Source organism: Teichococcus aestuarii, assembly GCF_042651065.1.
Classification (GTDB): Bacteria; Pseudomonadota; Alphaproteobacteria; order Acetobacterales; family Acetobacteraceae; genus Pseudoroseomonas; species Pseudoroseomonas aestuarii.
In genome coordinates this window covers 1-12,999 of sequence record NZ_JBHSCH010000048.1, presented here as the reverse complement: position 1 = coordinate 12,999, position 12,999 = coordinate 1, and the positions used below count along the sequence as shown (strand labels likewise).

Here is a 12,999-nt window from a genome sequence, read left to right as displayed (position 1 = left end):
GCCACGCCGCGCCGCGCCGCGCCAGCACCCTCACGCACGCTGTGCATGGCGCCGCCCCCCCGCGCCGCGCTAGAAGGCGTCCATCGCAGGAGGTCCTTCACCATGCTGTCACGCCGTTCCTTGCTGCTCGCCTCGGGCGCCGCCGCCATGGCGCCCGCCGCCCTTCCCTTCGCGGGCAGCCCCGCCGCGGCGCAGACGCCGCCCGGCGTGCTCGTCTTCGCCAAGCAGATCGACGACATCATCTCGCTCGATCCGCACGAGGCCTTCGAGTACACGGCCTCGGAGCTGGCCGGGAACGTCTACCAGAAGCTGGTGACGACGCCGAATTCCAACCCCTCGCAGATCGAGGGCGAGCTGGCGGAGAAGTGGGAGGTCTCGGGCGACAGCAAGACCTTCACCTTCACCCTGAAGGACGGCCCGAAATTCGCCTCCGGCAAGCCGGTGACGGCGGAGGACGTGGCCTTCTCGCTCACCCGCGCCGTGGTGATGAACAAGTCCCCCGCCTTCATCATCAACCAGTTCGGCTTCAACAAGGACAATGTGGGCGAGCGCATCCGCGCCACCGGCCCGCGCACCCTGGTGCTGCAGACGGCCGAATCCACCGCCCCCTCCTTCCTGCTCTACTGCCTCTCGGCCGCCGTCGGCTCGGTGGTGGAGAAGGCCGCCGTCATGGCCAAGGCCCAGGGCGATGACTGGGGCAATGGCTGGCTGAAGCAGAACAGCGCCGGCTCCGGCAGCTACGCCGTGCGCCAGTGGCGCGCCAGCGAGAGCGTGGTGCTGGAGGCCAACCCGCACAGCAACGTGGCCCCGCAGATCAAGCGCATCATCATGCGCCACATCGCCGACCCCTCGGCGCAGCTGCTCGGCCTGACCAAGGGCGACTACGACATCGCCCGCAACCTCGGCGCCGACCAGATCCGCCAGCTCGAGGGGGATTCGCGCTACACCGTGCAGTCCGCCCGCAAGGCGAGCGTGATGTATCTCAGCCTCAACCAGAAGAACGCCAACCTGGCCAAGCCCGAGGTGCGGCAGGCCATCAAGCTGGCGCTGGACTACGAGGGCATCCAGAAGGCCATCGTGCCCACCACCTACGCGGTGCACCAGTCCTTCCTGCCGGCCGGCCTGCCCGGCGCGCTGACCGAGCACCCCTTCAAGCGCAACGTGGCCGAGGCCAAGGCGCTGCTGGCCAAGGCCGGGCTGGCCGAGGGCTTCGAGCTGGGCTTCGACTATTCCTCCGCCGCGCCCTTCTCCGACATCGCCCAGGCGGTGCAGGCCAACCTGGCCGAGATCGGCATCCGGCTGCGGATGCTGCCGGGCGAGCAGCGCGCCGTCATCACCAAGACCCGCGCCCGTACGCACGACATCGCCATGGTCCGCTGGGGCTCCGACTATTTCGACCCGCACAGCAACGCCGAAGCCTTCAGCATCAACACCGACAACAGCGACGATGCGCGCAACCGGACGCTGGCCTGGCGCGCGAGCTGGCTGATCCCCGAGCTGTCCGCCCGCACCGTGGCGGCGCTGAAGGAGACGGACGCCGCCAAGCGCACCGCGCTCTACGAGGCGCTGCAGCGCGACCACCAGCAGCAGTCGCCCTTCGTCATCATGCTGCAGGACATCGAGATCTCGGTCTCACGCGCCGGCGTGAAGGGCTTCGACATGGGCCCGATGAACGACCGGCACTCCTACACCAACATCACCAAGGCATGACGCGACACGACACCACCCGGGCGGCTTCCACGCCGCCCGGCGCATCGCCTGCCGCGCCGGCCGGACCGCCGGCCGCCGCGCGCATCCGCCCCTCGGCCGCGCGGCTGCGGCTGCAGGCGCTCTCGGCCACCGCGGTCAGCGTGCCCATCACGCTCTTCGGCCTCGCCCTCGTCACCTTCCTGATCGGCCGCGTGGTGCCGATCGACCCGGTGCTCGCCATCGTCGGCGACCGCGCGCCGATGGAGGTGGTGGAGCGCACCCGGCTGGAGCTGGGGCTGGACCAGCCGCTCTACATCCAGTTCTGGAAGTATCTCGGGCAGATCGTCAGCGGCGACCTCGGCCGCTCGGTGATGACCTCGAACCCGGTCACGCAGGACATCGCCCGCTTCTTCCCCGCCACGCTGGAGCTGGCGACCGTCGCCATCATCGTCGCCGTGCTGGTCGGCGTGCCGCTCGGCGTCTGGGCCGCCACGCGGCAGGGAAGCTGGATCGACCAGGGGGTGCGGCTGTTCTGCCTGGCCGGCCACTCGCTCCCCGTTTTCGTGCTGGGGCTGCTCTCGCTGCTGCTGTTCTACGCCACGCTGGAGATCGCCCCCGGCCCCGGCCGGCAGGGCATCTATTTCGAGGGCATGATCGACGAGCGCACCGGCATCCTGACGCTCGACACGCTGCTGGCCGGCGACATCCCCGCCTTCCGGGACGCGCTGTGGCACCTGGCGCAGCCCGCCGGGGTGCTGGCCTTCTTCAGCCTCGCCTACATCGCGCGGATGACGCGCGCCTTCATGCTGGCCGAGCTGAAGAGCGAGTACGTCACCACCGCGCGCGCCAAGGGGCTGTCGCGCGGGCGCATCGTCTGGGGCCATGCCTTCCGCAACATCGCCGTGCCGCTCGTCACCGTGCTGGCCATGACCTATGCCGGGCTGCTGGAAGGCGCGGTGCTCACCGAGACGATCTTCGCCTGGCCCGGCCTCGGGCAATACCTCACCGTCTCGCTGCTGAACGCCGACATGAACGCAGTGCTCGGCGCCACGCTGGTGGTCGGCCTGATCTATGTGGCGCTGAACCTGCTGGCCGACCTGCTCTACCGCCTGCTGGACCCGAGGGTGCGCTGAGATGAGCGGAACCACACAACCCGCCGGCAGCCGGCGCGACTGGCTGCTCTCCGACACGCCCTCCTCCCGCGCCCAGGCGCGCTGGGGGCGGCGCTACCAGCTCTGGCTCGCCTTCCGCCGCAACCCGCTGGCGGTGGCCGGCCTCGCCGTGGTGCTGGCCATGCTGGTGCTGGCCATCGCCGCCCCCCTGCTCGCCACCCACGACCCCGGCGCGCAGAGCCTGGCCAACCGCCTGCAGCCGCCCTCCGCCGAACACTGGCTGGGCACGGACGAGCTGGGGCGCGACACCTGGTCTCGGCTGCTCTATGGCGGGCGCGTCACGCTCGGCATGGTGGTGGCCGTCGTCATCCTGGTGGCGCCGCTCGGCCTCGTGGTGGGCTGCGTCGCCGGCTATGCGGGCGGGCTGCTGGACAAGGTGCTGATGCGGGTGACGGACGTGTTCCTCGCCTTCCCGCGCCTGATCCTGGCGCTGGCCTTCGTCGCCGCCATGCGGCCGGGGGTGGAGAGCGCCGTTATCGCTATCGCGCTCACCGCCTGGCCGCCCTATGCGCGGCTGGCGCGCGCCGAGACGCTGACCATCCGCAACACCGACTACATCGCCGCCGTGCAGATGACCGGCGCCTCGCCCTGGCGCATCATCTGGAAGCACGTGGCGCCGATGTGCCTGCCCTCGCTCACCGTGCGCGTGACGCTCGACATGTCGTCGATCATCCTCACCGCCGCGGGGCTCGGCTTCCTGGGCCTCGGCGCGCAGCCGCCGATCCCCGAATGGGGCACGATGATCGCCACCGCCCGGCGCTTCATCCTGGAGCAGTGGTGGGTGCCGGTGATCCCGGGGCTCGCCATCTTCACCGCCTCCCTCGCCTTCAACCTCCTGGGCGACGGGCTGCGCGACGTGCTGGACCCGAAGCAGCGGTGAGCGGCATGAACAACGGCAACCTCGTCGAGATCCGCGACCTGCGTGTGGATTTCCCCAACCCGCAGGGCTTCACGCCGGCGGTGCGCGGCATTTCCTTCAGCATGGGGCGCGAGAAGCTCGGCATCGTCGGCGAGAGCGGCTCGGGCAAGTCGGTCACGGGGCGGGCGCTGATGCGGCTGCTGCCGGAGGCCGCCCGTGTGCGGGCCGGCGCGCTGCGCTTCGACGGCACCGACATCCTCGCCGCAAGCGAGCGGCAGATGCGCTCCTTACGCGGCGGCCGCATCGGGCTGATCATGCAGGACCCGAAATACTCGCTGAACCCGGTGATGACGGTGGGCGCGCAGATCGCCGAGGCCTGGCGCGCGCACAACAAGGGCGGCAAGCGCGAGGCCCGCGACGCGGCGCTGACCCTGCTGGAACAGGTGAAGATCCGCGACCCCGGCCGGGTGCTGGACAGCTACCCGCACGAGGTCTCGGGCGGCATGGGCCAGCGGGTGATGATCGCCATGATGCTCGCCCCCAACCCGGACCTGCTGATCGCCGACGAGCCGACCAGCGCGCTCGACGCCTCCGTGCAGGCCGAGATCCTCAAGCTGATCGAGGATCTCGTCTCGGCGCGCGGCATGGGGCTGATGCTGATCAGCCACGACCTGCCGCTGGTCGGCCGCTTCTGCGACCGGGTGGTGGTGATGTATGCCGGCCAGGTGATGGAGGAGCTGCCGGCGCGCGACCTGCACCGCGCGCAGCACGCCTACACGCGCGGCCTGCTGGACTGCATGCCGAGCCTGAGCCAGAAGCGCGACCGCCTGCCGGTGCTGACGCGCGACGCCGCCTGGCTGGAGAAGCGCGCATGAGCGGAACCCCCATGATCGAGGCGGCCGGCCTCGACGTGCATTTCGGCAGCAACCACGTGGTGCGCGACATCGCCTTCCGGGTGGCGCCGGGCGAGACCTACGGGCTGGTGGGGGAGAGCGGCTCCGGCAAGTCCACCGTGCTGCGCACCATCGCCGGGCTGGTCACGGGGTGGGACGGCACGCTGCGCGTGGCCGGGCAGCAGCTCGGGCCGCGGCGGGACCGCGCCTTCTTCCGCCGCGTGCAGATGGTGTTCCAGGACCCCTACGGCTCGCTGCACCCACGCCAGACGGTGGACCGCATCCTGGCCGAGCCGCTGGAGGTGCATGGCATCGAGGGCGCCGAGGCGCGCATCGCCCGCGCGCTGGAGGAGGTGGCGCTGCCCCGCGCGGCGCGCTTCCGCTACCCGCACCAGCTCTCGGGCGGGCAGCGCCAGCGCGTCGCCATCGCCCGCGCGCTGATCGCCGACCCCTCGGTGCTGCTGCTCGACGAGCCGACCAGCGCGCTCGACGTCTCGGTGCAGGCGGAGGTGCTGAACCTGCTGGCCGATTTGCGGGTGGCGCGGCAGCTCACCTGCATCCTCGTCTCGCACAACCTGGCGGTCATCGGCCATCTCTGCGGGCGGCTGGCGGTGATGCAGCATGGCCGCATCGTCGAGGAGCTGACCGAGGCGCAGCTGCGGGCGGGCGAGGCGCAGCACCCGCACACGCGCGACCTCATCGCCCTCTCCCACGAGCTGGAAGGCTGACCAGGCGGGAGGGGCGCCGCCCCTCCCGGACCTGCCCCCCACGCACCGTCCCTGCGCGCATATTCAGGGTGGCCCTCTCCCCGGCATGGCGGCAGACTGCGAACTGTCGACGATTCGGCGCACCAGACGCCGAACCAGGGGAATACGATCCATGCTGCTGCCACGCCGCGCCCTGCTGGGCGCCGCCACCGCCCTCGCCCCTTCGGCCCTGATCCGGCCGGCCCGCGCCCAGGACAACTACCCGAGCCGGGCCATGACCATGCTGGTGGGCTTCGCCCCCGGCGGCGGCACGGACATCATCGCCCGCCTGCTCGGCCCCTCGCTGCACGCCGAGCTGGGCCAGCCCGTCACCATCGAGAACCGCCCCGGCGCCAGCGGCACCGTGGCCGCCGCCGCCGCCTCCCGCGCCCGGCCGGATGGCTACACCCTGCTGATGGGCACCGTCTCCACCCAGTCCGTCGTCGGGCCGCTGATGCGCACCCCGCCCTACGACCAGGACCGCGACTTCACCCCCATCGCCCTGGCCGGCACCGTGCCGCTGGTGGTGGTGGTGCCCGCCAACGCGCCCTACAAGGACATGAAGGGGCTGATCGAGTTCGCCCGCGCCAATCCGGGCAAGCTGAACTACGCCTCCTCCGGCGTCGCCACGCAGCAGCACCTGGCGGCGGAGATGCTGTGCCAGACGGCCGGCATCCAGATGACCCATGTGCCCTACCGCGGCACCGGGCAGGTGGTGAACGACCTGATCGCCGGCACGCTGGACCTCGCCATCGACACCATGCCGACGCACCTGCCGCATATCCGCAGCGGCACGACGCGGGCGCTGGCCACCACCCTGCCGCAGCGCGTGGCCGCCCTGCCCGAGGTGCCGACCGTGGCCGAGAGCGGCTTCCCCGGCTTCGAGATCAATGTCTGGTACATGCTGCTGGGCCCGGCCGGGCTGCCGGAGCCGGTGGTGCGGCGCTGGTCGGCGGCGATGAACAAGGCGCTCTCCGACCCGGAGATCCGCGGCAAGCTGGAGGCGGCCGGCTTCATCCCCGGCGGCGGCTCGGCCGCGGATGCCGTGGCCCTGGTGCGGCGCGATGCGGAGCGCTACGGCGCGCTGGTGCGCAAGGCTGACATCCGCATCGAGTAGCGCCTACCCCGCCAGCGCCGCGCGGCCATGCGGCGCGGCGAGGTCCTGCGCCGGCCCGACCGGCACGATGCCGGTCGGGTTGATGCTGCGGTGGCTCTCGTAATAGTGCCGCTGCATGTGCCGGAAGTCGCAGGTCTCGCCGAAGCCCGGCGCCTGGAACAGGTCGCGCAGATAGGGGAACAGCGCCGGATAGTCGGCGATCCGCCGCAGGTTGCACTTGAAGTGCCCGTGGTAGACGAGGTCGAAGCGCACCAGCGTGGTGAACAGGCGCACATCCGCCTCGGTCAGGGTGTCGCCGCAGAGGTAGCGCTGGCGGGCGAGGCGGGCGTCGAGTTCGTCGAGCGCCGCGAACAGGGCGCGCGCCGCCTCCTCATAGGCCTCCTGCGTCGTGGCGAAGCCGGCCTTGTACACCCCGTTGTTGACGCGGTCGTAGACCAAGGCGTTGACGGCGTCGATCTCGCCGCGCAGCGCCTTCGGGTAATGGTCGCCCGGCGCGGCGCCGGCATCGTCGAAGGCGTGGTCGAACATCCGCAGGATCTCGGCGGATTCGTTGCTGACGATGGTGCCGCGCGCCTTGTCCCACAGCACCGGCACGGTGACGCGGCCGGTGTAGCGCGGGTCGGCCGCGGTGTAGACCTGGTGCAGGCAGCGCGCCCCGTGCAGCGGGTCCGGGATGACGCCGGGGCCGTCCTCGAAGGTCCAGCCATCCTCCAGCATCCGCCAGTGGACCACGGAGAGGCCGACCATCCCTTCCAGCTTCTTCCGCGCGCGCAGGATCAGGGTGCGGTGCGCCCAGGGGCAGGCCAGCGAGACATAGAGGTGGTAGCGCCCCGCCTCGGCCCGGAAGCCGCCCTCGCCGGAGGGGCCGGGGGCGCCGTCCGGCGTCACCCAGTTGCGGAAGGCGCTGTCCTTGCGCTCGAAGCGGCCGCCGGTCGATTTCGTGTCGTACCACTGGTCGCGCCAGACGCCATCCACCAACAGGCCCATGCGTGCTCTCCCTTCGCTCCTGGCACGGCAACGCGCGGGAGCGGCTTTCGGATGGCAGGAATGGCACGGGGGCTGGTTGGGGCGCCAGGATTCGAACCTGGGAATGGCGGTACCAAAAACCGCTGCCTTACCGCTTGGCTACGCCCCAGCAGGCTGACGCTCAGGCTGCTCGGCTGCTGAATAAAGGGGTTGCCCCCCCGCCGTAAAGCCCCCTCCCCACCGCCACCAGGCAGCCGGCAGGTGGCCGGCGGCGCGGGCCGCCCCGGCGGGGCTGGCGAACAGGCCGAAGCAGGTGGCGCCCGAGCCGCTCATCCGCGCCAGCAGGCAGCCGGGCAGCGCGCGCAGCGCCGCCAGCACCTCGGCCACCGCCGGGCAGAGGCCGATGGCCGCCGCCTCCAGGTCGTTGCCGCAGGCGGCCAGGCCGCGCGCCATGCCGGCGGCGTCCGGCCAGGACTCCGGCAGCGCGGCCGCGGCCGAGAAGCCGCCCCGCCGCGCCTTGAACACCGCCGGCGTGGCGAGCGGGATGCGCGGATTGGCCAGCACCAGCCCCGCCGCCGGCAGGGCGGGCGCGGCGGAGAGCAACTCCCCCACCCCGCCCATCCGCGCCGCGCGGCTGTCGAGGCAGACCGGCACGTCGGCGCCGAGGCGCGCGGCCAGCGGCGCCAGCCGCGCCGTGCTCCAGCCCAGCCCCCAGGCGCGGTTCAGCAGGCGCAGCGCCGCGGCGGCATCGGCCGAGCCGCCGCCGATGCCGGAGGCCACGGGCAGGTGCTTCTCCAGCACCAGCCGCCCTTCGGGGGCACGGCCGGCGGCCTCGGCCAGCAGGCGGGCGGCGCGCAGCACGAGGTTGTCCGGCTCGGCCGCCAGGGCGCCGGCCTCCGGCCCCTCCAGCGCCAGGGCGAGCGGGCCGCCGGGGTGGTAGCGCAGCGCATCGGCCGCGCCGGCGAAGGCGGCGAGGCTGTCCAGCAGGTGGTAGCCATCCGCGCGCCGGCCGGTGACGTGCAGGTGCAGGTTGATCTTGGCCGGGGCGGTCTCGGCCAGCGGCGTCTCCGGCACCGTCAGCGCGGCGTGGTGGCGGGGGTGGAGGCGGCGGGGGTGGCGGCCGTGTCCAGCCCGTCGCGCAGCTTGGCGGCGATGCGCGGCGCGTCGCCCGGCTCCGGCTCCAGCGTCAGGGCGCGGCGCCACTGGTACTGCGCCTCCACCCGCCGGCCGGCGGCCCAGTAGACGTCGCCCAGGTGGTCGTTGATGACGCTGTTGCGCGATTCCAGCTCCACCGCCTTCTCCATCCAGCGGATCGCCGCCGGCAGGTCGCCCAGCTTGTAGAGCGCCCAGCCCAGGCTGTCGGCGATGTTGCCGTCCTGCGGGCGCAGCTCGGCGGCGCGTTCCAGCATGGCGCGCGCCTCGGGCAGCCGCGTGCCATGCTCCACCCAGGTGTAGCCCAGGTAGTTCAGCACGTAGGGCTGCTCGGGCGAGAGCGCGAGGGCGCGCTGGAAATCGGCCTCCGCCTGCTCCCAGCGGCCGGCGCGCTCCAGCGCGATGCCGCGCGCGTAGAACAGCGGCCAGTGCTCCCGCCCCGGCTGCGGCACCCGCGCCAGGGCGGCGGTGTAGGCCTCGGCGGATTCGGCCCAGCGCTCGCGGCCGCGCAGCAGGTCGCCCAGCCGCGCCTGCGGCTGCAGCGATTGCGGGCGCTGCTCGGCCAGGCGGCGCAGCGTGGCGATCGCCTCCTCCGGCCGGTCCAGCCGGTCCAGCAGCGTGGCGCGGCGCAGCGCCACCAGCGGCGCCAGCGGGTCGTCCCGCGGCACGTCGCGCAGCACGGCCAGCGCGCTCTCCGGGTGGCGCTCCTCGGCCAGGGCGTCGGCGGCGAGCAGCATGGCGGGGGCGAAGTCAGGGCGCAGGCGCAGCGAGAGGCGGGCCAGCAGCAGCGTCAGGTCCGGCGCCGCCTGGCCGCGGAGCGCGCTGGCCAGCGCCAGCTGCGCCTCCGCCATGCCCTCCACGGCCGAGGCCACGGCGCGGCCGCGCAACAGGCGTCGCCGCTCCTCCGGCGTGCTGTACAGGGACAGTTCGTCGCCGCTGGCGGTGACGCTGTCCACCAGCCGCATCGCCTCCACGGACTTGCCGCCGCGCTCCAGGATGCCGGCCACCACCTGCACCAGCCGCAGGTTGAGGTCCGCCGTCTCGGCCAGGGCGATGCGGGCGAGCTGCTCCGCCTCGCGCGGGCGGTTGGCGAGGTCGGCGATCATGGCGGCGTGCAGCGCGGCCAGGCCGCGCAGGCGATTGCCCTCGATCTGCGGCCGCAGCGTGGCGAGCGCGGCATCGGTGGCGCCGCGCCCGGCCTGGGCCCAGGCCAGCAGCAGCGGCTGCAGCACCTGCCCCGAGCCGCCGCGCGGCATGGCGCGCAGCCGCGTCTCGGCCCGCTCCCAGCGCCCGGCCATGGCGTCGGCGCCGACCAGCAGCATGTCGGCCAGTTCGCTGCGCGGCAGGCGCCGGGCCAGCCGCACCGCCTCCGAGCGGCCATCGAGCACGGTGGCGAGGAAGGCGCGGTTCAGCACCTCCTCCTCCTCCGGCGCCAGGCGCAGCGCTTCCAGCAGCTGGTCGGCGGCGCTGGCGGTGTCGGTCTCGGCGGCGGCGAAGCGGCCGGCCAGATAGGCTCCGGCGGCGGTGATGCGGGGCGGCGCGCCGGCCCCGGGCGGGGCGGCGGCATCGGGCGCCCCGCCTGCCGCGCATCCGGCGAGCAGGGCGGCGGCCAGCAGGGCGAGGCGACGCGGGGAGACGAGCATGACCATGCCCTGCAGCCTAGAACCTTTTCGCTCTTGCGGGAAACGCTTCGGAAAGCTTGGGCGTGACAGTCATGGCGGAACCTGCCGCGGCATGGCAGGATCGTTGCGACGGCAGGACGGCCGCCCGCCGCCCGCCGCCCCATCGACGACTCCGTGGAGGACCCCCTCATGCGTGCCCTGATGGCCGCGCTGGCCCTGTGGCTGGCCGCCGCCACCCTCTCCCCCGCCGCGGCGCAGAACCGCTTCTGGCTGGTCAACCAGTCCGGCCAGACCATCGAGAGCGCCTACGTCTCCCCCTCGCGCCTGAGCAACTGGGGGCCGGACATCCTCGGCCAGTCCGTGCTGCCGCCGGGCGAGCAGGTGCATGTGACGCCGCAGGCAAGCGACTGCGTGCTCGACATCCGCGTCCGCTACCAGGGCGGGCGCGAGGAGGAGCGGCGCAACGTCAACGCCTGCAGCCTCTCGCGCGTGGTGTTCGGCAATGGTGGCGGCGCGGGGGCCACGGTGCGCAACGGCGGCGGCGGCGCGGGCGGCAGCGTCTCGCGCGCCGCGGGCGACCCCTCCTTCAGCTTCGTCAACCGCACCGGCTCGGTCATCCGCGAGCTCTACGTCTCGCTCAGCACCGAGCGGAACTGGGGACGCGACCGGCTGGGCGACGAGACGCTGGACCCGGGCAGCGACCACTGGGTGGAGCTGCCCTCCGGCCGCAGCTGCACGGTGGACATGAAGGTGGTCTACGCCAACGGCCAGTCGCAGGAGCGGCGCGGCATCGAGACCTGCTCGCGCGCCGATTACGGCTGGCGCTGAGGCGGCACGGGCCGGGGGAGATGCCCCCCGGCCCGCGCGGCGGCGTCACATGCCGCCGATGTAGTTCGGCCCGCCGGCGCCTTCCGGCGTGCACCAGTCGATGTTCTGGTCCGGGTCCTTGATGTCGCAGGTCTTGCAGTGCACGCAGTTCTGCGCGTTGATCACCAGGCGCGGCTCGCCCTCCTCGGCGCCCACCGCCTCGTAGACGGCGGCCGGGCAGTAGCGCGATTCCGGGGAGCGGTAGGTCTCCCAGTTCACCGGGCGCCACTTGGCCGGGTCCTTCAGCTTCAGGTGCGCCGGCTGGTCCTCCTCGTGGTTGGTGTTCGACAGGAACACCGAGGAGAGGCGGTCGAAGGTCAGCTTCCCGTCCGGCTTGGGGTAGGCGATCTTCTCGGACTGTGCGGCGGGCTTCGTCGCCTTGTGGTCGTAGTGGTGCGGCAGCGTCCAGGGCGCCTTGCCGCGGAACAGGTAGGTCTCCAGCGCCGCGTTGACCATGCCGCCATACAGCCCCCACTTGGCGAAGCCGGGGCGGATGTTGCGGACGGAGGAGAGCTCCTCCCACACCCAGCTCGCGCGCAGCGCCTCGGGGTAGCTCTCCAGCACCGGCGGCGCGGCCTCGTCGGCCAGGGCGGCGGCGGCGGCCTCGGCGGCCAGCATGCCGGTCTTCATCGCGGTGTGGGTGCCCTTGATCTTGGGCACGTTGAGGAAGCCCGCCGTGTCGCCGATCAGCGCGCCGCCCGGGAACACCAGCTTCGGGATGGATTGCAGCCCGCCCTCGTTCAGCGCGCGGGCGCCGTAGGCGATGCGCTTGCCGCCCTCCAGCATCTTGCGCACCTCGGGGTGGGTCTTGAAGCGCTGCATCTCGTCGAAGGGGGAGAGCCAGGTGTTGGGGTAGTCGAGCCCCACCACGAAGCCGATCGAGACCAGGTTCTCGCCCAGCATGTAGAGCCAGGCGCCGCCATAGGTGTCGCTCTTCAGCGGCCAGCCGACGGAGTGCCATACCTTGCCCGGCGTGTGCCGCTCCTTCGGGATCTCCCACAGCTCCTTGATGCCGAGGGCATAGGTCTGCGGCTGCACGCCCTCGCGCAGGCCGAAGGTCTCGTGCAGGCGCTTGGTCAGCGAGCCGCGGCAGCCCTCGCCGAACAGGGTGTAGCGGGCGCGCAGCTCCATCCCCGGCTGGTAGTTCGGCCCTTCCTCGCCCTCGCGCGTGATGCCCATGACGCCGGCGACGACGCCGCGCACCACGCCCTCCTCGATGATCGTCTCGGAGGCGGCGAAGCCCGGGTAGATCTCGACGCCCAGCGCCTCGGCCTTCGCCCCCAGCCAGCGGCAGACATTGCCCAGGCTGACGATGTAGTTGCCGTGGTTGTTCATCTGCGGCGGCGTCGGCAGCTTGTAGGCCTTCGTCTCGGTGAGGAACATGAAGCTGTCCTCGCCGGCGGGGGTGGCCAGGCCTGGCGGATCGTCGCGCCAGTCGGGCAGCAGCTCGTCGAGCGCGCGCGGCTCGATCACCGCGCCGGAGAGGATGTGGGCGCCGACCTCCGAGCCCTTCTCCACCACGCAGACCGCCGCCTCCGGCGAGAGCTGCTTCAGCCGGATCGCCGCCGCCAGCCCCGCCGGGCCGGCGCCGACGATCAGCACATCGAATTCCATGCTCTCGCGCTCGGACACCTTGCCGTTCTCCCTTTGTCGTCCCGCGTTCAGCGCCTTAGCCCGATCGCGGGTTGCGCGGAACCCCATCGCGCCCCGATATGGCGGGAGCCATGAACGCCGCCCCCCGCGACCTCTCCGAGACCGAGGCCCTGCTCGCCGCGCTGCGGCTGCAACTGGACTGGGGCGCGGACGAGGCCCTGGCCGAGGCGCCGCTGGACCGGCTGGCCGCGCCGCCGCCCCGCCCCTCTGCCGCCCCGGACGGCATGGCCACCCCGGCGCCCGCGGGCCCGCCGCCGCCACGG

At 72.8% G+C, this 12,999-nt stretch carries 11 protein-coding genes, 1 tRNA gene and 1 pseudogene; 8 read left to right on the top strand and 5 right to left on the bottom strand.

The window, feature by feature from the left end:
- The first annotated feature begins 102 nt into the window (after nucleotides 1-102).
- The 6 genes from ACFOY6_RS16820 (at nucleotide 103) to ACFOY6_RS16795 (ending at nucleotide 6,476) form a co-directional block, all read left to right on the top strand.
- The gene (locus ACFOY6_RS16820) at nucleotides 103-1,710 is read left to right on the top strand and encodes an ABC transporter substrate-binding protein (RefSeq protein WP_109518471.1); all 1,608 of its coding nucleotides are present in this window, start codon (nucleotides 103-105) and stop codon (nucleotides 1,708-1,710) included.
- Nucleotides 1,707-2,822 (top strand): ABC transporter permease, encoded by a 1,116-nt coding sequence (locus tag ACFOY6_RS16815; protein WP_379651705.1) that lies wholly within the window; start codon nucleotides 1,707-1,709, stop codon nucleotides 2,820-2,822. Before ACFOY6_RS16820 ends, ACFOY6_RS16815 begins: the two co-directional genes overlap by 4 nt.
- Nucleotide 2,823: 1 nt before the next feature.
- Nucleotides 2,824-3,741: a nickel transporter permease gene (nikC, locus tag ACFOY6_RS16810; protein ID WP_379651704.1), complete on the top strand. Its 918-nt coding sequence runs from the start codon at nucleotides 2,824-2,826 to the stop codon at nucleotides 3,739-3,741.
- Between the two features lie 5 nt (nucleotides 3,742-3,746).
- Complete coding sequence (locus tag ACFOY6_RS16805) at nucleotides 3,747-4,595, top strand: ABC transporter ATP-binding protein (RefSeq protein ID WP_379635721.1); 849 nt, start codon at nucleotides 3,747-3,749, stop codon at nucleotides 4,593-4,595.
- Entirely contained in the window at nucleotides 4,592-5,341 is a 750-nt protein-coding gene (locus tag ACFOY6_RS16800; protein ID WP_379631278.1) for an ABC transporter ATP-binding protein, read from the top strand. The genes ACFOY6_RS16805 and ACFOY6_RS16800 overlap by 4 nt, the downstream gene beginning before the upstream one ends.
- A gap of 151 nt (nucleotides 5,342-5,492) precedes the next feature.
- Nucleotides 5,493-6,476: a Bug family tripartite tricarboxylate transporter substrate binding protein gene (locus ACFOY6_RS16795; protein WP_379651703.1), complete on the top strand. Its 984-nt coding sequence runs from the start codon at nucleotides 5,493-5,495 to the stop codon at nucleotides 6,474-6,476.
- 3 nt (nucleotides 6,477-6,479) lie between these two features.
- Here the strand turns inward: ACFOY6_RS16795 and ACFOY6_RS16790 are convergent, their stop codons facing one another.
- The 4 genes from ACFOY6_RS16790 to ACFOY6_RS16775 all read right to left on the bottom strand — a co-directional run bounded on the left by ACFOY6_RS16790 (nucleotide 6,480) and on the right by ACFOY6_RS16775 (nucleotide 10,243).
- The gene (locus ACFOY6_RS16790) at nucleotides 6,480-7,463 is read right to left on the bottom strand and encodes a glutathione S-transferase family protein (protein ID WP_379631284.1); all 984 of its coding nucleotides are present in this window, start codon (nucleotides 7,461-7,463) and stop codon (nucleotides 6,480-6,482) included.
- 73 nt (nucleotides 7,464-7,536) lie between these two features.
- Nucleotides 7,537-7,611 (bottom strand) — tRNA-Gln (locus tag ACFOY6_RS16785).
- A complete protein-coding gene (locus tag ACFOY6_RS16780) occupies nucleotides 7,602-8,522 on the bottom strand; it encodes a 4-(cytidine 5'-diphospho)-2-C-methyl-D-erythritol kinase (protein ID WP_379651717.1) in 921 nt (306 codons plus the stop codon). The genes ACFOY6_RS16785 and ACFOY6_RS16780 overlap by 10 nt, the downstream gene beginning before the upstream one ends.
- Nucleotides 8,519-10,243, bottom strand: a complete 1,725-nt coding sequence (locus tag ACFOY6_RS16775) for a tetratricopeptide repeat protein (RefSeq protein WP_109518475.1) — start codon at nucleotides 10,241-10,243, stop codon at nucleotides 8,519-8,521. Before ACFOY6_RS16775 ends, ACFOY6_RS16780 begins: the two co-directional genes overlap by 4 nt.
- 162 nt (nucleotides 10,244-10,405) lie before the next feature.
- On the opposite strand from ACFOY6_RS16775, the gene ACFOY6_RS16770 reads away from it, so the two are divergent.
- Complete coding sequence (locus ACFOY6_RS16770; RefSeq protein WP_109518476.1) at nucleotides 10,406-11,044, top strand: Tat pathway signal protein; 639 nt, start codon at nucleotides 10,406-10,408, stop codon at nucleotides 11,042-11,044.
- A gap of 45 nt (nucleotides 11,045-11,089) precedes the next feature.
- Here the strand turns inward: ACFOY6_RS16770 and ACFOY6_RS16765 are convergent, their stop codons facing one another.
- Nucleotides 11,090-12,697, bottom strand: coding sequence for an electron transfer flavoprotein-ubiquinone oxidoreductase (locus ACFOY6_RS16765; protein WP_181378241.1), 1,608 nt, complete (start codon nucleotides 12,695-12,697; stop codon nucleotides 11,090-11,092).
- Between the two features lie 110 nt (nucleotides 12,698-12,807).
- Here ACFOY6_RS16765 and ACFOY6_RS16760 point away from each other — a divergent pair.
- Nucleotides 12,808-12,999: pseudogene (locus tag ACFOY6_RS16760) on the top strand (uracil-DNA glycosylase); the annotation flags it as partial.